Source organism: Pseudomonas sp. TE21394 (genome assembly GCF_054057835.1).
In genome coordinates, this window is the sequence record NZ_JBSRZR010000001.1 from 1,824,554 (window position 1) to 1,845,166 (window position 20,613).

Annotated in this window: 20 protein-coding genes; 5 read left to right on the forward strand and 15 right to left on the reverse strand. The window is 62.0% G+C overall.

Annotation, left to right across the window (positions count from 1 at the left end):
- Positions 1-771 carry a MetQ/NlpA family ABC transporter substrate-binding protein gene (locus ACVWZT_RS08425; protein WP_457468919.1) on the forward strand — a complete coding sequence of 257 codons (771 nt, stop codon included), beginning with the start codon at positions 1-3 and terminating at the stop codon, positions 769-771.
- A gap of 119 nt (positions 772-890) precedes the next feature.
- Here ACVWZT_RS08425 and ACVWZT_RS08430 read toward each other — a convergent pair whose 3' ends face one another.
- Genes ACVWZT_RS08430 through ACVWZT_RS08450 form a run of 5 tightly spaced genes read right to left on the reverse strand, consistent with a single transcriptional unit; the run spans position 891 to position 4,774 of the window.
- A complete protein-coding gene (locus ACVWZT_RS08430) occupies positions 891-1,523 on the reverse strand; it encodes an SCO family protein (protein ID WP_296235108.1) in 633 nt (210 codons plus the stop codon).
- Positions 1,520-2,419 carry a heme o synthase gene (gene cyoE, locus ACVWZT_RS08435; RefSeq protein ID WP_296235109.1) on the reverse strand — a complete coding sequence of 300 codons (900 nt, stop codon included), beginning with the start codon at positions 2,417-2,419 and terminating at the stop codon, positions 1,520-1,522. The genes ACVWZT_RS08430 and cyoE overlap by 4 nt, the downstream gene beginning before the upstream one ends.
- Positions 2,404-3,477 (reverse strand): COX15/CtaA family protein, encoded by a 1,074-nt coding sequence (locus ACVWZT_RS08440; protein ID WP_457468920.1) that lies wholly within the window; start codon positions 3,475-3,477, stop codon positions 2,404-2,406. The genes cyoE and ACVWZT_RS08440 overlap by 16 nt, the downstream gene beginning before the upstream one ends.
- Before the next feature lie 9 nt (positions 3,478-3,486).
- A complete protein-coding gene (locus tag ACVWZT_RS08445; RefSeq protein WP_296235111.1) occupies positions 3,487-4,068 on the reverse strand; it encodes a hypothetical protein in 582 nt (193 codons plus the stop codon).
- Complete coding sequence (locus tag ACVWZT_RS08450) at positions 4,037-4,774, reverse strand: SURF1 family protein (RefSeq protein WP_457472039.1); 738 nt, start codon at positions 4,772-4,774, stop codon at positions 4,037-4,039. Before ACVWZT_RS08450 ends, ACVWZT_RS08445 begins: the two co-directional genes overlap by 32 nt.
- Before the next feature lie 64 nt (positions 4,775-4,838).
- On the opposite strand from ACVWZT_RS08450, the gene ACVWZT_RS08455 reads away from it, so the two are divergent.
- A complete protein-coding gene (locus ACVWZT_RS08455; protein WP_003258925.1) occupies positions 4,839-5,042 on the forward strand; it encodes a twin transmembrane helix small protein in 204 nt (67 codons plus the stop codon).
- A gap of 143 nt (positions 5,043-5,185) precedes the next feature.
- Here ACVWZT_RS08455 and ACVWZT_RS08460 read toward each other — a convergent pair whose 3' ends face one another.
- The 4 genes from ACVWZT_RS08460 to coxB are packed head-to-tail and all read right to left on the reverse strand — an operon-like array spanning position 5,186 to position 9,427.
- Positions 5,186-6,073 carry a cytochrome c oxidase subunit 3 gene (locus ACVWZT_RS08460; RefSeq protein ID WP_296235112.1) on the reverse strand — a complete coding sequence of 296 codons (888 nt, stop codon included), beginning with the start codon at positions 6,071-6,073 and terminating at the stop codon, positions 5,186-5,188.
- Between the two features lie 16 nt (positions 6,074-6,089).
- The gene (locus ACVWZT_RS08465) at positions 6,090-6,656 is read right to left on the reverse strand and encodes a cytochrome c oxidase assembly protein (RefSeq protein ID WP_225779878.1); all 567 of its coding nucleotides are present in this window, start codon (positions 6,654-6,656) and stop codon (positions 6,090-6,092) included.
- Positions 6,657-6,666: 10 nt separating this feature from the next.
- On the reverse strand, positions 6,667-8,256 hold the full coding sequence (ctaD, locus tag ACVWZT_RS08470) for a cytochrome c oxidase subunit I (RefSeq protein ID WP_457468923.1): 1,590 nt from the start codon (positions 8,254-8,256) through the stop codon (positions 6,667-6,669).
- Positions 8,257-8,299: 43 nt separating this feature from the next.
- Positions 8,300-9,427 carry a cytochrome c oxidase subunit II gene (gene coxB, locus ACVWZT_RS08475; RefSeq protein WP_457468925.1) on the reverse strand — a complete coding sequence of 376 codons (1,128 nt, stop codon included), beginning with the start codon at positions 9,425-9,427 and terminating at the stop codon, positions 8,300-8,302.
- A 370-nt stretch (positions 9,428-9,797) separates the two neighbouring features.
- Between coxB and ACVWZT_RS08480 the strand changes: the two genes are divergently transcribed.
- Together ACVWZT_RS08480 and ACVWZT_RS08485 are read left to right on the forward strand one after the other, a co-directional pair.
- Complete coding sequence (locus ACVWZT_RS08480; RefSeq protein WP_457468926.1) at positions 9,798-10,439, forward strand: hypothetical protein; 642 nt, start codon at positions 9,798-9,800, stop codon at positions 10,437-10,439.
- A 101-nt stretch (positions 10,440-10,540) separates the two neighbouring features.
- Positions 10,541-11,629 (forward strand): hypothetical protein, encoded by a 1,089-nt coding sequence (locus ACVWZT_RS08485; protein ID WP_457468928.1) that lies wholly within the window; start codon positions 10,541-10,543, stop codon positions 11,627-11,629.
- A gap of 2 nt (positions 11,630-11,631) precedes the next feature.
- Here the strand turns inward: ACVWZT_RS08485 and ACVWZT_RS08490 are convergent, their stop codons facing one another.
- From ACVWZT_RS08490 to prlC, 6 genes are all read right to left on the reverse strand, one after another.
- Entirely contained in the window at positions 11,632-13,158 is a 1,527-nt protein-coding gene (locus ACVWZT_RS08490; RefSeq protein ID WP_457468930.1) for a SulP family inorganic anion transporter, read from the reverse strand.
- Positions 13,159-13,350: 192 nt separating this feature from the next.
- Positions 13,351-14,070: a carbonic anhydrase gene (locus tag ACVWZT_RS08495; protein WP_085621386.1), complete on the reverse strand. Its 720-nt coding sequence runs from the start codon at positions 14,068-14,070 to the stop codon at positions 13,351-13,353.
- A 295-nt stretch (positions 14,071-14,365) separates the two neighbouring features.
- Positions 14,366-15,424 (reverse strand): PA0069 family radical SAM protein, encoded by a 1,059-nt coding sequence (locus ACVWZT_RS08500; RefSeq protein ID WP_457468932.1) that lies wholly within the window; start codon positions 15,422-15,424, stop codon positions 14,366-14,368.
- A gap of 79 nt (positions 15,425-15,503) precedes the next feature.
- Entirely contained in the window at positions 15,504-17,498 is a 1,995-nt protein-coding gene (locus ACVWZT_RS08505) for a M3 family metallopeptidase (RefSeq protein WP_457468934.1), read from the reverse strand.
- Between the two features lie 110 nt (positions 17,499-17,608).
- Positions 17,609-17,890, reverse strand: coding sequence for a YheV family putative zinc ribbon protein (locus tag ACVWZT_RS08510; RefSeq protein ID WP_296235119.1), 282 nt, complete (start codon positions 17,888-17,890; stop codon positions 17,609-17,611).
- On the reverse strand, positions 17,887-19,938 hold the full coding sequence (gene prlC / locus ACVWZT_RS08515; RefSeq protein ID WP_296235120.1) for an oligopeptidase A: 2,052 nt from the start codon (positions 19,936-19,938) through the stop codon (positions 17,887-17,889). The genes ACVWZT_RS08510 and prlC overlap by 4 nt, the downstream gene beginning before the upstream one ends.
- A gap of 102 nt (positions 19,939-20,040) precedes the next feature.
- Between prlC and ACVWZT_RS08520 the strand changes: the two genes are divergently transcribed.
- Positions 20,041-20,589 carry a gamma carbonic anhydrase family protein gene (locus ACVWZT_RS08520; RefSeq protein ID WP_296235121.1) on the forward strand — a complete coding sequence of 183 codons (549 nt, stop codon included), beginning with the start codon at positions 20,041-20,043 and terminating at the stop codon, positions 20,587-20,589.
- The last annotated feature ends 24 nt before the right edge of the window (positions 20,590-20,613 follow it).

Genomic DNA, 20,613 nt, shown 5'->3' on the forward strand with positions numbered 1-20,613 from the left:
ATGAAGAAGCTGCTTGCTGTTGTCGCCGCTGTCGCGGCCTTCTCGGCCAACGCCGAGTCCCTGACGGTCGCCGCCACCCCGGTGCCACACGCCGAAATCCTCAACTTCGTCAAACCTGCGCTGGCAAAAGAGGGCGTGGAGCTGAAGGTCAAGGAATTCACCGATTACATCCAGCCGAACGTGCAAGTGGCGGAAAAGCGCCTGGATGCCAACTTCTTCCAGCACCAGCCGTATCTGGATGAATTCAACAAGGCCAAGGGCACCCAGCTGGTAAGCGTGACTGGCGTGCACATCGAGCCACTGGGCGTGTACTCGGCCAAGATCAAGAAGCTGGACGAGCTGTCCTCCGGCGCCACCGTGGTCATCCCCAACGACGCCACCAACGGTGGCCGCGCCCTGCTGCTGCTGGACAAGGCCGGCGTGATCAAGCTGAAGGACAACAAGAACATCCTGTCCACCGTGAAGGATGTTGCCGAAAACCCGAAAAGCCTGAAATTCCGTGAGCTGGAAGCCGCCACCATCCCGCGCGTGCTGACCCAGGTCGATGCCGCTCTGATCAACACCAACTATGCGCTGGAAGCCAAGCTGAACCCGGAGAAAGACGCGCTGGTCATCGAAGGCAGCGATTCGCCGTACGTGAACATCCTGGTTGCCCGCCCGGACAACAAGGACTCGGAGGCGATGAAGAAGCTGGCCGCTGCGCTGCACTCGCCTGAGGTGAAGCAATTCATCAATGAGAAGTACAAGGGCGCTGTGGTACCGGCGTTCTAAGCCGTCACATCGCGCTGGACTTTTCGCGGGTGAACCCGCTCCCACAGGGATAGCGCAAGGCTCACGGCCTACGCTGTACCTGTGGGAACGGGTTTACCCGCGAAGCTTCTGGGGCTAACTCAATCCCGCTTGACCAGCCCCGGCAACTGCGCCACCAGCTTCTGGTTGTTGAACGGCGCCCGAATGAACCCGCGCTGGCGCCCGTCCGGCCCCACAACCGCCAGGTTGCCGCTGTGATCCACGGTATACCCCGGCTTGCTGGTATCCGCCGGAATGAACGGGATGCTCAAGGCATTGGCCAGCTTCTGGGTATCCTCGATCGACCCCGCCACCCCGACGAAGTCCTTGTCGAAATAACCCAGGTACTGTTTCAGCTGGTTCGGTGTGTCACGGTTCGGGTCAACGCTCACCAGCACCACCTGCAGCCGGTCTAACGCCTCCTTGGGCAGCTCGCTCTTGACCTGGCGCAGCTGTGCCAGGGTGGTCGGGCAGATATCCGGGCAATAGGTGTAGCCAAAAAACAGCAGCGACCATTTGCCTTTCAGGTCATCCATGCGCACCGCCTGGCCGTCCTGGTTGGTCATGGTGACATCGGCCACGGCGCGGCTCTGTGGCAGCAGGATAATACCGGCATCGATCAGCTCGGTCGGATTGGGTTGGTCGCGGCCATTGAGCACCTTGTTGACGGTCAGGCCCAGAATCAGCGCGACCAGGGCAACGAGGATGAAGACAGTTTTCTGGGTTCGGGTCATAGGTTCAGCAACAGGTAGTGGTCAACGAGCAACGCGATGAACAGCGCGAACAGGTAGCCGATAGAGTACTTGAAGGTGCCGATCGCCGCGTGCGGCCGGCTGCCACGGTACAACACCCAGGCCCATTGCAGGAAGCGTGCACCCAGCAGGACGGCACAGGCCAGGTAGAGCGGGCCACTCATGTGGATGACATAGGGCAGCAGGGTGATCGCCAGCAGCACCAGGGTGTACAGCAGGATATGCAGCTTGGTGTAGCGCTCGCCGTGGGTCACCGGCAGCATCGGGATGTCGGCCTTGGCATATTCCGCTTTGCGGTGAATGGCCAGGGCCCAGAAATGCGGTGGCGTCCAGGCAAATATGATCAGCACCAGCAACAGCGGTTCGGCACTGACGTGCCCGCTGACCGCGACCCAGCCAAGCAGCGGCGGGGCGGCCCCGGCCAGGCCGCCGATAACGATGTTCTGTGGCGTGGCACGCTTGAGAAAGCCGGTATAGATCACCGCATAACCTACCAGCGAAGCCAGCGTCAGCCAGGCCGTGAGGGGATTGGTGAACACCAGCAACAAGGCCATGCCCGCCAGCGCCAGGCCCAAGGCAAACAGCAGCGCCGGCAGCGGCTCGACGCGCCCTTGGGCCACGGGGCGCTTGTGGGTGCGCGCCATCAGGGCATCGATACGCCGGTCCACGACGTGATTGACCACCGCTGCACCGCCTGCGCACAAGCCGATGCCGAGGTTGCCGAACACCAGCACCTGCCACGCCACGCCGGCACGGCTGGCGAGCAACATGCCCACCAGCGAGGTGATCAACATCAGCACCACCACCTTGGGCTTGGTCAGTTCGATGTAGTCGCGCCAGCCGGCACGTTGTCCCTGTGCGTTCAGAAGCGGCGCCACAGTGCATTCCTCGCGTGTGGGGCGACACCCGCGCCGGCCATCGGCGTCAGGCGCCAGCCATGGCTGATATGAATTTGGTCAGCCACCCGGATGCGGTAGTTCAGGAAAACCATGGTCAGCAGCAGCAGCGCCCCGCCAGCGTTGTGAGCCACGGCGACGGCCAGTGGCAGGTGCAGCACCACGTTGGCCAGGCCCAGGCTCACCTGTAGCGCCAACGCCAGCAACACCAGGCGCGCCAGGCCATTGAGCTGGTTGCGGTGCAGCTTCCAGCTGAGCAGCAACAGCACAAGCGTCACGGCCAGCGCTCCCAGGCGGTGGCTGATGTGGATAGCGGTGCGAGCGTCGCTGTCGAGCTGGCCGCCCAGGTAATTCGGGCCGACCTGCTGGGTCAGGTGGAAGCCATTGCTGAAGTCGGCTGCCGGCCACCACTCACCGTGACAGGTCGGCAAGTCGATGCAGGCCACGGCGGCGTAATTGGAACTGACCCAACCGCCAAGGGCGACCTGGCCGATCACTACCAGCAACCCCAGCGCAGCGACCCGGCGAAGGCTCAGCGGCAATTTTGGCAAAGGCGCAAATGCCCGGGACAGACGCAGGGATAGCAGGAACAGCAAGCTCAGCGTGGTGAAGCCGCCCAACAGGTGTGCAGTTACCACTTGCGGCCAGAGTTGCAGGGTAACGGTCCACATGCCGAAAGCGGCCTGGGCCAGCACCACGCCCAGCAGCAGCAAGGGCAGACGATAAGGCCGGCCATCGCGGGTATGACGGCGCACTGCCTGGAAGGCGAGCAGGGCGATTACCAGCGCCAGCGTGCCGGCGAAGTAGCGATGCACCATCTCGGCCCAGCCCTTGGCGGCTTCCACGGGATGATCGGGAAAATGCAGCTCGGCATGGGCCAGCTGCGCTTCGCTCTTGGGCACGCTGATGAAGCCATAGCAACCTGGCCAGTCGGGGCAACCGAGCCCTGCGTGGGTCAGGCGGGTATAGGCACCGAGCAGGACGACCAGCAGTGCCAGCAAAGTGGCAAACACAGCAAGGCGGAATCCGGGTCTGGCCATGACAGGCTCCTAGCCGATGTTGGACAGCTTGAGCAGGTGGCGCAGGTCGTCCAGCACATGCTTGCCGTTGACCTTGGCATCGTAGCGCAGCACCAGGTTGCCGTGCGGGTCGACGATCCACAGCTGCGGGCCGGCCTCGCCGACCTTCTGCAGGTAGCGTTGCGCATCCAGTGGGTAACGCTGCAACTGTGGATACTCGCGGCCAAGCAACGCCTGGTAATCGGCGCTCAGCGGCTGGGCGCTAGCCAGCGCATGGCTGGCACGGCTGGCGTCACGGCCCAGGCCCACCTGGATCTGCCGGGCCAGGTACACCAGGCGCTGGCAATCTTCGGCACAGGCTTCCGGGGCGCTTACCAGCAATTGCCAGCGCTGGTCCTGGCCCGCCACGCCGAGATCGGCACGGCTTTCACCATTGCCAATCATCACGCCGTGGTAGCTGCGACCCTCCGGCACCCAGAACTTGAGCTTGTACATGCTGGTGGCAAGGATCATCGGCCCGAGCACCACCAGAAGGATCAGGATCAGCTGCAAACGCCCACGGGCTCTGGGCTTGCTGCGTTCAGGCACGTCCAGTGGAGTGGCGGTGGCCATGGCGTTTCTCCTTGTTGTGGTGCCAGCCGAAGTAGAGGTAGAGCAGTACCAGCGCAGCCGCGAGGGCGAACCACTGCACGGCGTACCCCAGGTGTTTTTCCGGGCCCATGGCGACAACCGGCCAGTCCAGGCGGTAGGCTGCCGGGCCAGGTTCCAGGCGCAGTTCTTGGGCAAAGCCTTCGCGGTCGAGCTGCTGCCACAACTGGGCGGCATCGACAGCGGTCAGCAAGAGCGGCCACTGGCCGCCTGCCGGGTCGGGGTGCAACTGGAACGTGCTGCCGGGCGTGACATACACCGCAGCATCCAGCGCCAGTGCTTGGGCCGGAGTATCGAAGTGCACCGGCACACGGCGATCCGACCATGGCAACCAGCCGCGATTGACCAGCAGCCACAGGCCGCTGGCATGGTCATGGAAAGGTTGCAGCAACTCGACACCGGCCCGGCCATCACGCAGGCGGTTGTCGAGCAAAAGGCTGTGCTCGCCATCGAAACGGCCATACAGGCGCACGCGGCGAAAGGCGTTGTCCTGGTTCGCGGTCAACTGGGCCATGGCCAGGGGAGCCTCGGCCCGGCGCTCGGCATAGGTAGCCAGCAGCAAACGCTTTTCCGTGGCGCGGCCGAGCTGCCAGCAACCCAGCGCGATCAGCCCCGGCAGTAGCGCAAGCACTACCAGGGTTGGCACCCAGCCCGGGCGAAACGGCCTCATCGGTGCCTCGCCAGGGCGCTCGCTATACTTGTCCACATCACCGCATCCCCCCTGGAGTACCGCCATGCTCAAGGCCGCGATTGTCCTGATGCTGTTGGCCACGATTGCCAGCCTGTTCAGTGGGCTGGTGTTTCTGGTCAAGGACGACGAGAACTCGACCCGCCTGCTGAAGGCGCTGACCGTGCGGGTGACCCTGGCAGCCCTGACCATCGGCCTGGTCGCCTGGGGCTTCATCAGTGGCCAGCTGGTTTCTCACGCCCCTTTCTGATCCTAGGAGACGCCTTGTAGGAGCGGCCTTGCGTCGTGAAGGGCCGTGTAGCGGCCCCAATCCGGCGACGCCGATACCTCTGATAGCCCGCATTGGCGGCCCTTCGCGGCGCAAGGCCGCTCCTACAGGGACCGCGCCGTCTGTCAAAGCACGTACACAAAGATGAATAGCCCCACCCACACCACATCGACGAAGTGCCAGTACCAACTGGCGGCTTCGAAACCAAAGTGTTTGTCTGGGTTGAAGTGCCCGCGCAGGATGCGCAGGAACATCACGATCAGAATGATCGTGCCAAGTGTCACGTGGGCCCCGTGGAAGCCGGTCAGCATGAAGAACGTCGCGCCGTAGATCCCCGAACCCAGCGTCAGCCCCAGCTGGGTGTAGGCCTCGTGGTACTCGTAGGCCTGCAGCGCAATGAAGCTGGCCCCCAGGATGATGGTCAGCGCCATCCACAATTTCAGCGCGCCGCGGTTGTCACGGCGCAGCGCATGGTGGGCAATGGTGATGGTCACGCTGGAGCTCACCAGCAGGATGGTATTGATCAGCGGTAGGTGCCACGGGTCGATGACTTCCTTGGGCGGTGGGAACAGTTTCGGGTCCGGCGTGTGCAGTAGCGGCCAGGTGAACTCGAAAGTCGGCCACAGCATGTGCGTCACCCCTTTGGCCCCTTCACCCCCCAACCACGGGCCGGCCAGTACGCGCACATAGAACAGCGCACCGAAGAACGCCAGGAAGAACATCACCTCGGAAAAGATGAACCAACTCATGCCCCAGCGGAACGAACGGTCCAGCTGCGGGCTGTACAGCCCCGCGCGGCTCTCCCGCACCACCGAGCCGAACCAGCCAAACAACATGTAGGCCAGGAACAATGCGCCAACGAAGAAGATCAGCGGCCCGTGCGACTCGGGGTGGCCGGCCTTCATGTCGTTGAACCAGGTGCCCAGGCCGAACACCGTGATGAACATGCCAATGGTGGCGATGATCGGCCATTTGCTCTGTGCCGGGACGTAGTAGTGCTCGTGACTTGCCATTGCTGTTCTCCTTCCCTTAACGGGCGCCCTGGACGTCCTGCGCCGCGATATGCGCGACCGGCGGGTGGCGAGCGGTGATGTCGAACAAGGTGTAGGCCAGGGTCAGATGCTTCACGCTGGCCGGCAGGTCGCGGTCGACGATGAAGCGCACCGGCATCTCGATGCGTTCGCCGGGTTGCAGCACCTGCTGGGTAAAGCAGAAGCACTCGGTCTTGTGGAAGTATGCTGCGGCCTCGGCCGGGGTGATGCTGGGGATGGCCTGGGCACTCATTGGTCGGTCGGTCGGGTTATGGGCGATGAAGATCATCTGGTTCACCGCGCCGGGGTTGACTTCCAGCTGATCCGCCGTGGAGTAGAAGTCCCAGACCATGTCGCCGGCATTGGTCGACATGAACTGCACCCGCACCGAACGCGTCGGGTCGGCAAGCTGGCTGCCTTCATACTGCCCGCCAGTCTTGCCATTGATGCCGAAGGCCTTGCACATCACGTCGTAGATCGGCACCAATGCAAAGCCGAAGGCGAACATCACCACCGTCAGCATCAGCAGGCGCAGCACCAGGCGTCTGAGCGAAAGGCCATTCATGGCAGCGTTCCTATTTCACTTCCGGTGGCGTCTGGAAGGTGTGGTAGGGCGCAGGCGAGGGGACCGACCACTCCAGGCCCTCCGCGCCATCCCAGGGTTTGGCCGGCGCCGGCGCGCCGCCACGGATACACTTGATGACGATGAACAGGAAGAAAATCTGCGTGGCGCCGAACATGAAGGCGCCTATCGACGACACCATGTTGAAGTCGGCGAACTGCAGGTTGTAGTCGGGAATTCGCCGCGGCATGCCGGCCAGCCCTACGAAGTGCATGGGGAAGAACGCCAGGTTCATGCCGATGAACGACAGCCAGAAGTGCAGCTTGCCGAGGGTTTCGTCGTACATGTGGCCGGTCCATTTCGGCAGCCAGTAATAGGCCGAGGCGAAGATTCCAAAGATGGCCCCGGGCACCAGCACATAGTGGAAGTGCGCCACCACGAAGTAGGTGTCGTGGTACTGGAAGTCGGCCGGCGCGATGGCCAGCATCAACCCGCTGAAGCCGCCGATGGTGAACAGGATGACGAAGGCGATGGCAAACAGCATCGGCGTCTCGAAGGTGAGCGAGCCCTCCCACATGGTGCTGACCCAGTTGAACACTTTCACCCCGGTGGGCACGGCAATCAGCATGGTTGCGTACATGAAGAACAGTTCGCCGACCACCGGGATGCCGACCACGAACATGTGGTGGGCCCAGACGATGAATGACAGGAAGGCGATCGCACCGGTGGCGTAAACCATGGAGGTGTAGCCGAACAGCGGCTTGCGCGAGAACGCCGGGATGATCGAACTGACCGCGCCGAAGGCCGGCAGGATCATGATGTAGACCTCTGGGTGGCCGAAGAACCAGAACACGTGCTGGAACAGCACCGGGTCACCGCCGCCGGCGGCACTGAAGAAGCTGGTGCCGAAGTGGATGTCCATCAGCATCATGGTCACCACACCGGCCAGCACCGGCATCACTGCAATCAGCAGGAACGCGGTGATCAGCCAGGTCCAGACGAACAGCGGCATTTTCATCAGGGTCATGCCCGGCGCACGCAGGTTGAGGATGGTGGCGATCACGTTGATCGCGCCCATGATCGAGCTGATACCCATCAGATGGATGGCGAATATGAAGAAGGTGACGCTGGCCGGGGCATAGGTGGTGGACAGCGGGGCGTAGAAGGTCCAGCCGAAATTCGGCCCGCCTCCCGGGCTGAACAAAGTCGACACCAGCAACAGGAAGGCCGCCGGCAACAACCAGAAACTGAAGTTGTTCATTCGTGGCAGGGCCATGTCGGGCGCACCGATCATCAGCGGGATCATCCAGTTGGCCAGGCCGACGAAGGCCGGCATCACGGCGCCGAACACCATGATCAGGCCGTGCATGGTGGTCATCTGGTTGAAGAATGCCGGTTCCACGATCTGCAACCCGGGCTGGAACAGCTCGGCGCGGATTACCATGGCGAACGAGCCGCCGAGCAGGAACATGATGAAGCTGAACCACAGGTACATCGTGCCGATGTCCTTGTGGTTGGTGGTCAGCACCCAGCGCATCAGGCCCTTGGCCGGCCCGTGTGCATGCTCATGGCCGTGGGCGTGGTCGTCGATCACTGCACTCATGTCCTGTCTCCTGCAATCCATTGATTGCCGCGAGTAACCCGGTTCATTGCGCTTCTGCCTGCTTCAGTGCCAACACGTCCTTCGGCGTGACCATGTCGCCTTTGTTGTTGCCCCAGGCGTTGCGCTCGTAGGTGACGACGGCGGCGATGTCGACTTCCGAAAGCTGCTTGCCAAACGCGGCCATGGCAGTGCCGGGCTTGCCATGGAAGACGATGCCCAGGTGGGCTTCCTTCGGCCCGGTAGCGATCTTCGAGCCCTTGAGCGCCGGGAACATCGGCGGCAAGCCCTGGCCTTCGGCCTGGTGACAGGCCACGCAGGTGGTGTGGTAGACCTTGTCGCCACGCTCCACCAGCTCTTGCAGGGTCCATTCCTTGCTGGTCAGCTCCTTGAGCTTGGCGGCTTCGGCCTTGCGCTCGCCGAGCCAGGCGTCGTAATCGGCCTTGGACTTGACCTCGACCACCACCGGCATGAAGCCATGGTCCTTGCCGCACAGCTCGGTGCACTGACCACGGTAGATGCCGGGCTGGTCGATACGGGTCCAGGCTTCGTTGACGAAACCGGGGATGGCATCACGCTTGACCGCGAACGCCGGTACCCACCAAGAGTGGATGACGTCGGCGGCGGTCACCAGAAAGCGCACCTTGGCGCCGACCGGCAACACCAGCGGCTGGTCGACTTCGAGCAGGTAGTGTTCGTCCTTGGGTGCCTGGTTATGGATCTGATCGGCAGGCGTGGCCAGGTTGCTGAAGAACTCCACGTCCTGGCCAAGGTATTTGTAGTGCCATTTCCACTGGTAGCCGGTGACCTGAATGTCGATGTCCGACTCGCTGGCGTCGTAGATGTCGATCAGGGTCTTGGTGGCCGGGATCGCCATCGCCACCAGAATCAGGAACGGGACTACGGTCCAGAGGATCTCCACCCAGGTATGCTCGTGGAAATGCGCAGCCTGCTGGCCGGTGGAGCGGCGGTGGATGACCATGGACCAGAACATCGCGCCGAACACAACGACGCCGATGATCACGCAGATCCAGAAGATGGTCATGTGCAGGTCGAAGACGGCGTTGGAGACTTCCGTCGCCCCCGGGTGCATGTTCACGGTCCAGGCTGCGTTGGCCTGACCAAAAACCGACCACAACAGGAGGCCCATCCAGACATGTGGATGTCGCATCATTGCGGGTTCCCCTTCTCGTTCTTGTAGTCCCGGAGGCGTGGCCTGCGGCAAGAGGGAACGGCGGTCAAGACTGCCTGGCTTCGACGACCGAGCCCCTGCTAAAAGCAGTCGGGCCTCATCAACGAATCACGTTCACCGGGAGTATAGACAGCGACCAATGGCACGCAACGACACCGGTGAAATGAACTTCATGAAATGGCCGAAACCGTCGGAAAACCGCGCGCTTGACAACGCGTGGCGCGATAATGGCATTTCGATATGCCTGAGCATGCGCAGCTTTGCGCCACTTATAACAAATGCGTCTTAGGTATTCTGTATACCGAGCTAATTTAGTGTCTTCCGTTTGAAACGTAATGTCCCTGGAGTTGTCATGAACATCGCTGCTGTACGCGAGCAGGTAAGCCAAGCCCACCAACACGAAGGCCAGACCGGCCAACTGAAAAAGCGTCTCGAGTTGCAACTGCCCCATCTGCACCCCTCGATCCAACTGCCTGAGCAGGACGCCCAGGGTACTTTGGCGCGCTTCGTCAGCGCCTATATCGACCAGGTTCCGGAGTTGCTGGAGGCTGCCCACGAAGTGGCGCGGGAAGCCGGCATCGAGTCGCAAATCAAACCTGTACTGAAGATTGCCGAAGCCTATTTCCTCCAGCCACCGAGCGTGATGGAGGGTCATGTGGGCCTGGATTGCCTGCTGGACGAGGCTTATCTGGCGCACCGCCTGGTGGAAGAGGTCAACGACCTCTATATCCGCCACTTCCAGCAGCCGCTGATCCCGGTCGACACTACCGTTGCCAACCTGATCGCCCACCAGTTGATCGGCGAGGAATTTGCCAACCAGCTGGACGAGGTGGTGCATCACTCTGTCGACGAAATGCTCGATGAAGAAAGCTTTGCCGTGGAATCGGTGGAGGCCTACCGCGAAAAGCTAAGTAGCCCGGAAACCGGCGCAGCCTGGAAGCGCTGGCCGTGTCTGTCACGCCAGCTGGGCGTGGAATTAGGCCAGTCGGCCTGATCAAGGGAATCGTCACCAGCTGATCGGGCGCCAGCGCGTACGGATAGATTCTTCCTGCCCTCCTTTGGACAGGCACCCCCATATTTAGCGAGGAAGAATCTATGAGTATCAAATGGAACCGGGTCTACACCGACCTGCTACGCGCCAGTCGCTCGACCCTTTGGGGCAACTGGGCGCTCAATCCCATGATCAAACCAGGCGCAGTGGGCATGATCGACCCCACCTCCGGCGATTTCACCCTCGTCTGCGAGGCCTTGCCCACTGTGAAAATTACCGAGCACCAACAGGAGCGCCGCTGGGTCATCAGTTCCAAGGACGTAATTCGTAAGGAGAGCAAGGCCAATATATCCGGCACCGTGCTGGACCCAACCACTGGCGCGCAGGTAAAACCAGAATTGACGATGGAGTGGACCTTCGGCAAAGAAGAGTCGATTGCCTCAGAGTTTGCCCTGAACGGAGAGCAACGTCTCAGCGACCTGACCTTGATCCATGATCAGTTCGACTGGCTTTATACCCAGGCCGGGAAGGTAGGCATGACCGACAACGGCAGGATTTCAGAAGGGTTTGGCGTGGTCACCAGTGTGATCCTCGCCGACAGCGGCGTGAATGCCGGGGCGAAAACCAAGAATGCCAAGTTCTCCCTCTCAGGCTCAGCGAGCGGTCTGAACACCTTGCTTGGCGAAAGCGGCAGTTCTGGCAAGGGTGGGGCAACGTTCATTTCCCGACGCGACAGTTCGGCTGTGGAAACCCACACGCTGCCCGCCCAGGATGGCCAGATTGCAGCCCAGCCACTGCCGGTGGCCTACAGCTTTGCTTCATTTGGCCCGGACAAGCTGATCATTCCTAACTGGGTGCGGAAAATGAGCAGCCTGCTACTGGCTGTGGACAGCAAGGCCAGTTCCATGACCACCTATATCACCAAAGCATCGATTACCTATGACTTGCCAGGCCAACCTGGTCAGACACAGGGACCGGTTAGCATTGTCGGCGGCCTGTCGAACAGCTTCACCATCCCGTTGGAGGCAAGGAACCTCGAGTTCAAGGCCGAATTTGTCAACATCGGCCAGAACCAGGTGCTAACAAGGCGTTGGACAACTCCACTGAGCCAGTGGGTGGGCGGATGCCGAACCATCAACCTGTATGGTACCTGGCCCGGCTCCCCCTCCATTCACGTAGTAGAAGAAGACTGAGTTCAGCACTCTGCTGCAGTACGCACACGACCTTCGATACGACGTTTGAAACCGCGCTGTTCGATAATCAGGCGTGACCCGACACTGCGTTGGGCACGCCCCCAATCCTCGAACATCTCCAACACGGAATGGTCGATGTAACGAATGTTGGCCAACGGCACGTGCAGCTGTGTACCCGCTGGCACCCTGTCCAGCACCTGGGTCAACGCAGGCACTTTGAGGAAGGTGGCTGCGCCACTGAGCCGCAGCTCCATGTGCCGAGGCTTTTCCAGGCTGACCAGGTTGATCTTCAACCGCGCCGCCTGCAACGCCAGCTTCAGCAAGGTCAGGGCAAAGCCAAGCAGCACGCCGGTCAACAGGTCCGTGAGGATGATCGCCAACGCGGTGGCGGCGTAGGTGAACATCGGTATGCGGCCGTACCGGCCCAGACTACGAAGCGCTTTGAAATCCACCAGTTTGATACCAGTGAATACCAGCACGCCCGCCAGGCTCGCCACCGGGATCTGCTGCAGTACACTGCTCAGCACCACGACGAACGCCAACAACCACAGACCATGCAGGATAGCCGAGGCTCGGGTCTGCGCGCCCGCCTGAACATTGGCCGAACTGCGCACGATCACCCCCGTCATCGGTAACGCGCCCAGCACACCGCAAAGCATGTTGCCGATGCCTTGGGCCGACAGTTCACGGTCGAAATCCGAACGCTGGCCACTGTGCATACGGTCGACCGCGGCGGCCGACAGCAAGGTTTCGGCGCTGGCGATAAAGGCCAGGGCGATGGCGGCAACCAGCAAGGTGGGGTCAGCCAGCTTCATCAGATCATCCGGGCGGATCCAGTCGATCGCCTGGGAAAGGTCTGCCGGGACCTGCACACGGTTCACCGGCAGCGCCAGCCACAGGCTGATCACTGTCATCGTTGCCACACCCAGCAGAGCACCGGGCAGAAAACGCAGCGTTTGTGGCCGCCAGCGCTCCCAGCACCACATGATGGCGATGGTACCCAAACCCAGGGCTCCGGCTTGCCAGCCTGAGCCTGAACTTTCCAGCGGCAGGGCAGAGGTCAGGGTCGCAGGAAACGCCAGCAGGTTCTGTATTCCCGAGGGTTGAGGAGCGGTATCGAACATCACGTGCACCTGCGACAACACGATCAGCACGCCGATCCCTGCCAGCATGCCGTACACCACCGCCGGCGCGGTCACGCGAAACCAGCAGCCCAGGCGCAGGCGCCCGGCCAGCAATTGCAGCAGGCCAGCCAGCAGCAGGATCGGCCCGAGCATGGCCATGCCATGCTGGCGCACCAGCTCGAACACCAGCACGGCCAGGCCGGCGGCCGGGCCACTCACCTGTAGTGGTGAACCGGCCAGGAAACCCACGACGATGCCTCCGATGATGCCGGTAATCAAGCCCTTGGCCGGCGGCATGCCCGAGGCGATGGCAATACCCATGCACAGTGGCAAGGCCACCAGGAAGACCACTACCGACGCCAGCAACTCACGCGGCAGGGCCGCTTTCAACTGTGTAATGTTCACCGTTGTTTCTCCATTCTCTGTCACATAGCCATTCCCCTGGCTATGGGCACGTTTGCCCCTGACAAGCGCGCAGGCGCAGGCCGCCAGCAGGCATGCCGGCAGGGAGTCAGGGAATTAAAGGCAGCCGAAAGCCGCGCCACACCCTGGTAGGGTGCAGCCGGCGATCAAGGTTTCAGCTGGCGGATGGGTCGCTTAGTAGCGGCCTCTTGGAGTAGCGCAGGGGACCGGCTCGCCAGCGGCCAGCGGCAGGAAGCTATCGCTGGCGGCGTCGTAGGCTTCGATCTTGCTGGTCTCGATGTCGTAGACCCAGCCATGGATGAACAGCTCACCGGCCGCCAGGCGCGAAGCCACCGACGGATGGGTGCGAAGGTGATGCAGCTGGGCGATGACGTTTTCCTTGGTCAGCACCTGCATCGTTTCGTGTTCGCTACCGCACGAGCAATTGTTCTCGACCACGGTGCGGGCCACCTCGGCGTGGCGCAACCAGGCGGAAACGGTCGGCATCTTGGTCAGCGACTGCGGGTTGAGCACCGCACGCATGGCACCGCAGTCGGAGTGGCCACAGACGATGATGTGGTGCACTTTCAACGCCAGCACGGCGTACTCGATGGCACTGGAAACACCGCCGTTCATCTGGCCGTAGGGCGGTACCACGTTACCGACGTTACGGGTCACGAACAGGTCGCCCGGCGAGCTCTGGGTGATCAGCTCGGGAACGATGCGCGAGTCGGCACAGGTGATGAACATGGCGCGCGGGGTCTGCGCGGTGGCGAGCTTCTTGAACAGCTCTTGCTGCTCGGGGAAAACGTCATGGTGAAAACGCAGGAAGCCGTCGACGATGTGCTTAAGGGCGGCATCGGCGCTCTCCGCGGGGACCTGCGGAACGACCTTGGATGGGTCCTTGACGGGCATGATTCATCCTCTTGACGGTGTGTAGGTAAATCCATTTTACCGGTGAAAGATTCTGGCTATGCAGGGTTTTAGATGACGCGCACGGGCCATAAATCACAGTCGGTGGAGACTGATTTCCTACGCTAGCGGGGAAAACTTAACTGAAACTTAATTCGGAGGCTCTAGAACGCGTGTTCCAGATGAGAGAGGCGGGATCTGGATAATAGCAAAAAACCATCAGCTGCCAAGAGCCATTACTGCAATTATTTGCTTGGATTAGTCGCATTGAAGGCTGGCAATTCGCCCTTTTGGCTACCTAGAACAAGGCCATCTGCCCACCGGGCGGGCAAAATGCCGAACAATCCAGCGCTTGCGCTTCCCGCCCTTCGAACGCCAGCCGCTTCATGGCCTTGGCAAAGCGTTGTGCCAGCAACTCGGCAAATACGCCTTCACCACGCATTCGTGTGCCGAAGCGGCTGTCGTACAATTCGCCGCCACGGCTCTGGCGAATCAGACTGAGCACATGGGACGCCCGCTGCGGGTAATGGTCCTGCAGCCATTGTTCGAACAGCGGCGCCACTTCCAGCGGCAGCCGCAGCATCATGTAGGCGGCACTCTGTGCGCCTGCATCCCGGGCCGCTTCTAGCAGGCGCTCCAGTTCACTGTCGTTGATCATCGGAATCATCGGCGAACACAGCACGCCCACCGGCACCCCGGCTTCGCGCAATACGCGGATGGCGCGCAACCTGGCCTTGGGCGAGGCCGCACGGGGCTCGAGTACTCGCTTGAGGTCGTCGTCCAGGGTGGTGAGGCTGATCATCACCCGCGCCAGCCCCTGCCTGGCCATTTCAGCCAGCAGGTCGAGGTCGCGCAGGACAAGCGCCCCCTTGGTGACGATGGTCACCGGGTGGCGAAAGCGCAGCAGCACTTCGAGCAGGCGCCGGGTCAACATCTGTTCCCGCTCGATCGGCTGGTACGGGTCGGTATTGGAGCCCAGATTGATCGGCGAGCACACATAACCCGGCTTGCTCAGTTGTTGCGCAAGTACCTCGGCAGCGTTGGTCTTGGCGATCAGTCTGGTCTCGAAATCCAGGCCGGGCGAAAGGTCCCAGTAGGCATGCGAAGGGCGAGCGTAGCAGTAGATGCAGCCGTGCTCGCACCCTCGATAAGGATTGATGGACCGATCGAACGGCAAGTCGGGGGAGGTATTACGGCTGATCACCGATTTGGCCACCTCGACCCGCACCTCGGTGCCCTGGGTTTGCGGCACCTCCTGGTACCAGCCGTCATCCTCCGCCACCGAGTGGCTGGGGGCAAAGCGGTTGTGTGGATTGTGTGCCGTACCGCGGCCCTTTTGCGGTGCTGGGTGAATCATGGCTGCGCCCCGGAATACTGTATTCTTATACAGTACAATGCGCGCAACCCTCTTTCCAGCACCTCTGGTCAGCGAACCTTCAGCCCAGGCCATGCCAGCGCAGGTACGGCACATGGCTTGCCGCTCGGCCCAGGAATGCTTCGATACCTTCGCGCAGCGGCCGCGATGCCCCGGGAGCAAACAACGCCTCCTGCAGTTCACGGCCAGTCGCGCGGTCCAGCAGCCCTGCCGCTTCAAAGCGGGTGAACAGGTCGAAGGCATGGACATCCGACCACAGGTACGCGTAATAACCTGCATCGTAGCCATCCACCAGGTGGTCGAAAGCATGCGCCGGGTGCTCGAAGTCGGCCAGCGGCCAGTAACCACACCGTTCGCGGGCCTCCCCCAGGCGTTGCTCAAGCGTCCTGCCATCGTTCGGGGTGGCATGCAGGTCGAAGTCGAACAAGGCCAGGCTCAGATCTCGTGCAATCTCCTCCACGCCTAGCTGCCGCATGCGATCCAGACATTCACCGACGCGTGCACGGTCAAGCGGGCTGCCATCCAGCTGGTGCGCCGAGATCGCCACCAGGTAATCCGCGTCCCAGACCCAGCGCTCGAACAACTTGCCGACCAGTTCCACGCCATCGGTACCAAGTTCGGTAACGTTGGACATCACATGATTGGTCGTGCGCACCAACAAATGGTGCAGGGCGTGGCCAAACTCATGGAACAGCTTGCGCAGCGACAGGTGGTCGAGCAACGGCTGGCTACCCGGCAACGCTGCTGGCACGTCGCAGTAGACCACCACCGAGGCCGCCTGGTAGATGCCTTCGGCATCGACCCGGCGGTTACGTACATAGGTGGTGAATACCGAATCAGGCTGCTTGCCGACATGCTGCACGGCGTCCAGGTACAGGAAGCCGATCAAGGCATTGTCCTGCCAAACCTCGAACGCTTGCACGCTGTCATCCCAGGTGGGCAGTGGCCTGGCCTGCAACATCACGCCAAACAGCTTCTCCATCAACTGCCGTAACGCACTGACCACAGCATTCAGCGGGAAGTATTCGCGCAGTGCTTCGGTGGAAAGCGCCGTGCTTGACGAGGCCTGCAGGTAGGCGATGTCCCAGGGTTGGACATTGCCCAGCCCCTGGGCTGTGGCTTGGCGCTGCATGTCGACGCGCCACCGCAGCATGGCCGGCCGTACCTGGTCGGCCAGGTCATGAAGAAAGCCGCGCACCTGAGCAACCGATCCCCCGCTCTTTACCTGCAGGCTCTGCTGCAGATGGCTGGCAAAGCCGAGCAGGTGGGCCTTTTCTTCGCGCAGCCTCGCCAGTTGTTCCAGGTGAGAGCGATTGTCCTGCTGTTGGCCAGGGCCGACGCCCCGGGTGTTGTATGCCCGGTACACACGCTCACGCAGCTGCCGGTTATCGGCATGTTTGAGCACAGCGTCGGTGGTCACGCTTTCGCAGGCAATCAACCAACCGGGTTCACCCGCCTCTTGCGCCCTTGTAGCCAGCTCGTCACGGATGCGCTGAGGTACGCCACTCAGTTCGGATTCATCCGTGATGCTCAGCCCTGGCCGGTTAATATTGCTGCGAAACGCCTCGCTCGCCGCGCCGATCTGTTTCAGGAGTTCGGCCAGGCGTAACTTGCCTGCGGGGTCGAGCGAGGCACCGCTGGAGGCGAACTTGTCCAGATGCCAGCGCAGCGTGGCGCGTTTCTGGGCATCCAGCTGCTTGCCGATGTCGCTATTGGCCAAGCGCTCATACAAGGCCTGCAGTACGGAGTTGGTGAATTTCTGCTCGAACCGCTCGGTGGCCTTGGCGAAAAAGTCGACAATGGCAGCGGCCCAGACGTCATCCCGGCCCACCAGTGGCGACGCCGCATACAACACTGCCAAAAGCTGGGCATCCAGCCCATCCACCGCCAACACCATGTCATCCCAGGTTGGCAATGCCTGCTGGTTGCGGATGATGTGTTCGATGCCCTGCCGGTGCGCCAGCAGCACATGGTCGAAGGCAATTTGCATGTTTTCCAGCGTAATCGCCGGGTAATCGACGGGGATGTTGCTATTTTGCAGAAGCGGGTTGTCCATGGTGCAACGCCTTGCTCGTAGAGAAGAGCAGGGGAGCTTGCATGGCCGGTGCACCACAGGTGGCCTGACTATCTACCACCCGGGCATTGCGCCCGGGCGGCACGAAGGCGTTATTCAGCCGGTTTCTTCAGCTTCGGGTTAGGGAAAAACTGCACGGTCTGAACCTTGGCTGGCGCCGCTTTCGGTGCCAGCTGGTTGACCCGCGTACCGAGCTCCTTCGGTACCGACAGGCCCTGCTCGTTGAGGGTGTCGGTAAAACCGCAAGCGACGCACTCGCGGTGCGGTACGCCGTCTTCGTTCCACATCATCAGCTTGTCGGTCTCGCTGCATGCCGGGCACACCGCCCCGGCAATGAAGCGCTTCTTGGTCTTGGTCACGGCTACCTCGCTCATGCTGCAGCGTCCTCGCTCAGGCCACTGTGGCGCAGCAAGGCATCTATGGAGGGTTCACGGCCACGGAAGTCGACGAACAGCACCATCGGCTCACGCGAACCGCCACGAGCCAGAATCGCCTCGCGGAAGGCGCGACCGGTCTCGGCATTCAGCACGCCCTCTTCCTCGAAGCGCGAGAAGGCATCGGCCGACAGCACTTCGGCCCACTTGTAACTGTAGTAACCGGCCGCATAGCCGCCCGCGAAGATGTGCGCAAAGCTATTGGGGAAGCGGTTGTAAGCTGGTGGGCGCATCACCGAGACCTCATCGCGTACGCCCTCGAGCACCTGCAGCACACTGCGGCCATCACCATGGCTGGCGTGCAGTTCGAAGTCGAACAGCGAGAACTCCAGCTGACGCACCATCATCATGCCCGACTGGAAGTTCTTCGCCGCCAGCATCTTGTCCAGCAGGTCTTGCGGCAGCGGCGCGCCGGTTTCGAAGTGGCCGGAGATCAGCGCCAGGCCTTCAGGCTCCCAGCACCAGTTTTCCATGAACTGGCTGGGCAGCTCGACAGCGTCCCAGGCCACACCGTTGATGCCGGAAACACCGGCATGCTCGATACGGGTCAGCAGGTGATGCAGGCCGTGCCCGAATTCGTGGAACAGTGTGGTCACTTCGTCGTGGGTCAGCAAGGCCGGCTTGCCAGGGGCTGCCGGAGTGAAGTTGCAGACCAGGTTGGCCACCGGGCTCTGCAACCGGCCATCGGCGGTGCGACGGCGGTCACGCGCGCCGTCCATCCAGGCACCGCCGCGCTTGTTGGCGCGCGCGTACAGGTCGAAGAAGAAGCGGCCGACGTGCTGGCCGTTTTCCTTGATCTCGAACAGACGCACGTCCGGGTGCCAGCTGTCGAAACCCTTGAGCTCAACGATTTCAATGCCGTACAGACGCTGCACGATGCTGAACAGGCCGCCCAGGACCTTGTCGATCGGGAAGTAGGCGCGCAAGGCTTCCTGCGACACGCTGTAGCGCTGCTCGCGTAGTTTTTCGCCGAAATAACCGGCGTCCCAGCTGGCCAGTTCCGGGCAACCCTGCCCGGCGGCATAGGCCTTGAGCTGCGCCAGGTCCTCTGCGGCGAACGGCTTGGAACGCTTGGCCAGGTCGCGCAGGAAGCCCAGCACCTGGTCGCTGGACTCGGCCATCTTGGTGGCCAGGCTCAGTTCGGCATAGTTCTTGTAGCCCAGCAGTTCGGCCAGCTCCTGGCGCAGGGCGAGGATTTCCTGCATCACCGGGCCGTTGTCGAACTGACCGGCATTCGGCCCCTGATCCGAGGCACGGGTGCAGTACGCGGCATACAGCTCTTCGCGCAGGGCGCGGTCGTCGGCGTAGGTCATCACCGCGTAGTAGCTGGGGAACTCCAGGGTGATCAGCCAGCCGTCGAGCCCCTTGGCCTGGGCTGCCGCCGCCATCTGCGCCTTGGCCGAGTCGGTCAGGCCGGCGAGTGCGGCTTCGTCGGTCACGTGCTTGGTCCAGGCCTGGGTGGCGTCGAGCAACTGGTTGGAGAAGCGGCTGCCCAGCTCGCTGAGCTTGCTCTGTACTTCGGCGTAACGCTGCTGCTTGTCCGCCGGCAGGTCGATACCCGACAGGCGGAAGTCACGCAGGGCATGCTCGAGGATAGTCTTTTGCGCCGCGTCGAAGCCGCTGGCTTCCGGGCTGTCGATCAGCGCCTGGTAGGCTTCGAACAGCGCACGGTTCTGCCCGAGTTCGGTAGAGTAGGCGCTGAGCGCCGGCAGGCACGACTCATAAGCCTCGCGCAGCTCCGGGCTGTTGCACACCGCATTGAGGTGGCTGACCGGGCTCCAGGCGGCCCCCAGGCGGTCGTTCAGTTCGTCCATGGCCAGCACCAGGCCAGCCCAGGTGGGGTTCTTGCCTTGCTTTTCGAGGATCTCGGCAATGGCTTTACGGTTGTCGGCCAGGATCGCTTCGATCGCCGGCAACACGTGTTCGGCACGGATTTGCGAGAAGGGCGGCAGATCGTAGGACTGCAGAAGCGGGTTGTTCGCACTCACGGTTTGGATACCTTGGCAGAAGAAACACTGCCCCATCTTAATTACAATCGACGCCGACCGCAGCAGGCAGCCTGCCTATCGGCACAGATGAGAGACGCTATCATGGCCATCCGAAGCTTCCAGCAACACACTCCGAAAGTTGGACCACGGGTCTTCGTCGACCGTTCGGCGGTAGTGCTGGGCGACGTGGAGATCGGCGAAGACAGCTCGGTGTGGCCGCTGACCGTGGTGCGCGGCGACATGCACCGTATCCGCATCGGCGCACGTACCAGCGTGCAGGACGGCAGTGTCCTGCACATCACCCACGCCAGTCCGTTCAACCCTGACGGTTTCCCACTGATAATCGGCGACGAGGTGACCGTCGGTCACAAGGTCATGTTGCATGGCTGCACCCTGGGCAACCGCATCCTGGTCGGCATGGGCAGCACCATCATGGACGGCGCCATCGTCGAGGACGAAGTGATCATTGGCGCCGGCAGCCTGGTACCGCCGGGCAAGCGCCTGGTCAGTGGCTACCTGTACATGGGCAGCCCGGTGAAACAGGTCCGGCTGCTGAGCGACAAGGAGCATGCGTTCTTTGCCTACAGCGCCAGCAACTATGTGAAGCTCAAGGACCAGCATCTGGCCGAAGGCTACGATCAACCTGAATGACCGCTTCGCGGGCGAGCCCGCGAA

Bases quoted from the DNA above. Each gene is read 5' to 3' on its own strand.
- ACVWZT_RS08520 (WP_296235121.1), top strand. From the start codon at position 20,041: ATGGCCATCCGAAGCTTCCAGCAACACACTCCGAAAGTTGGACCACGG.
- ACVWZT_RS08505 (WP_457468934.1), bottom strand. From the start codon at position 17,498: ATGGACAACCCGCTTCTGCAAAATAGCAACATCCCCGTCGATTACCCG.
- coxB (WP_457468925.1), bottom strand. From the start codon at position 9,427: ATGATGCGACATCCACATGTCTGGATGGGCCTCCTGTTGTGGTCGGTT.
- ACVWZT_RS08510 (WP_296235119.1), bottom strand. From the start codon at position 17,890: ATGAGCGAGGTAGCCGTGACCAAGACCAAGAAGCGCTTCATTGCCGGG.
- ACVWZT_RS08430 (WP_296235108.1), bottom strand. From the start codon at position 1,523: ATGACCCGAACCCAGAAAACTGTCTTCATCCTCGTTGCCCTGGTCGCG.
- ACVWZT_RS08485 (WP_457468928.1), top strand. From the start codon at position 10,541: ATGAGTATCAAATGGAACCGGGTCTACACCGACCTGCTACGCGCCAGT.
- ACVWZT_RS08500 (WP_457468932.1), bottom strand. From the start codon at position 15,424: ATGATTCACCCAGCACCGCAAAAGGGCCGCGGTACGGCACACAATCCA.
- ACVWZT_RS08455 (WP_003258925.1), top strand. From the start codon at position 4,839: ATGCTCAAGGCCGCGATTGTCCTGATGCTGTTGGCCACGATTGCCAGC.
- ctaD (WP_457468923.1), bottom strand. From the start codon at position 8,256: ATGAGTGCAGTGATCGACGACCACGCCCACGGCCATGAGCATGCACAC.
- ACVWZT_RS08495 (WP_085621386.1), bottom strand. From the start codon at position 14,070: ATGCCCGTCAAGGACCCATCCAAGGTCGTTCCGCAGGTCCCCGCGGAG.
- ACVWZT_RS08465 (WP_225779878.1), bottom strand. From the start codon at position 6,656: ATGAATGGCCTTTCGCTCAGACGCCTGGTGCTGCGCCTGCTGATGCTG.
- ACVWZT_RS08425 (WP_457468919.1), top strand. From the start codon at position 1: ATGAAGAAGCTGCTTGCTGTTGTCGCCGCTGTCGCGGCCTTCTCGGCC.
- ACVWZT_RS08480 (WP_457468926.1), top strand. From the start codon at position 9,798: ATGAACATCGCTGCTGTACGCGAGCAGGTAAGCCAAGCCCACCAACAC.
- ACVWZT_RS08440 (WP_457468920.1), bottom strand. From the start codon at position 3,477: ATGGCCAGACCCGGATTCCGCCTTGCTGTGTTTGCCACTTTGCTGGCA.
- ACVWZT_RS08445 (WP_296235111.1), bottom strand. From the start codon at position 4,068: ATGGCCACCGCCACTCCACTGGACGTGCCTGAACGCAGCAAGCCCAGA.
- ACVWZT_RS08450 (WP_457472039.1), bottom strand. From the start codon at position 4,774: ATGAGGCCGTTTCGCCCGGGCTGGGTGCCAACCCTGGTAGTGCTTGCG.
- ACVWZT_RS08460 (WP_296235112.1), bottom strand. From the start codon at position 6,073: ATGGCAAGTCACGAGCACTACTACGTCCCGGCACAGAGCAAATGGCCG.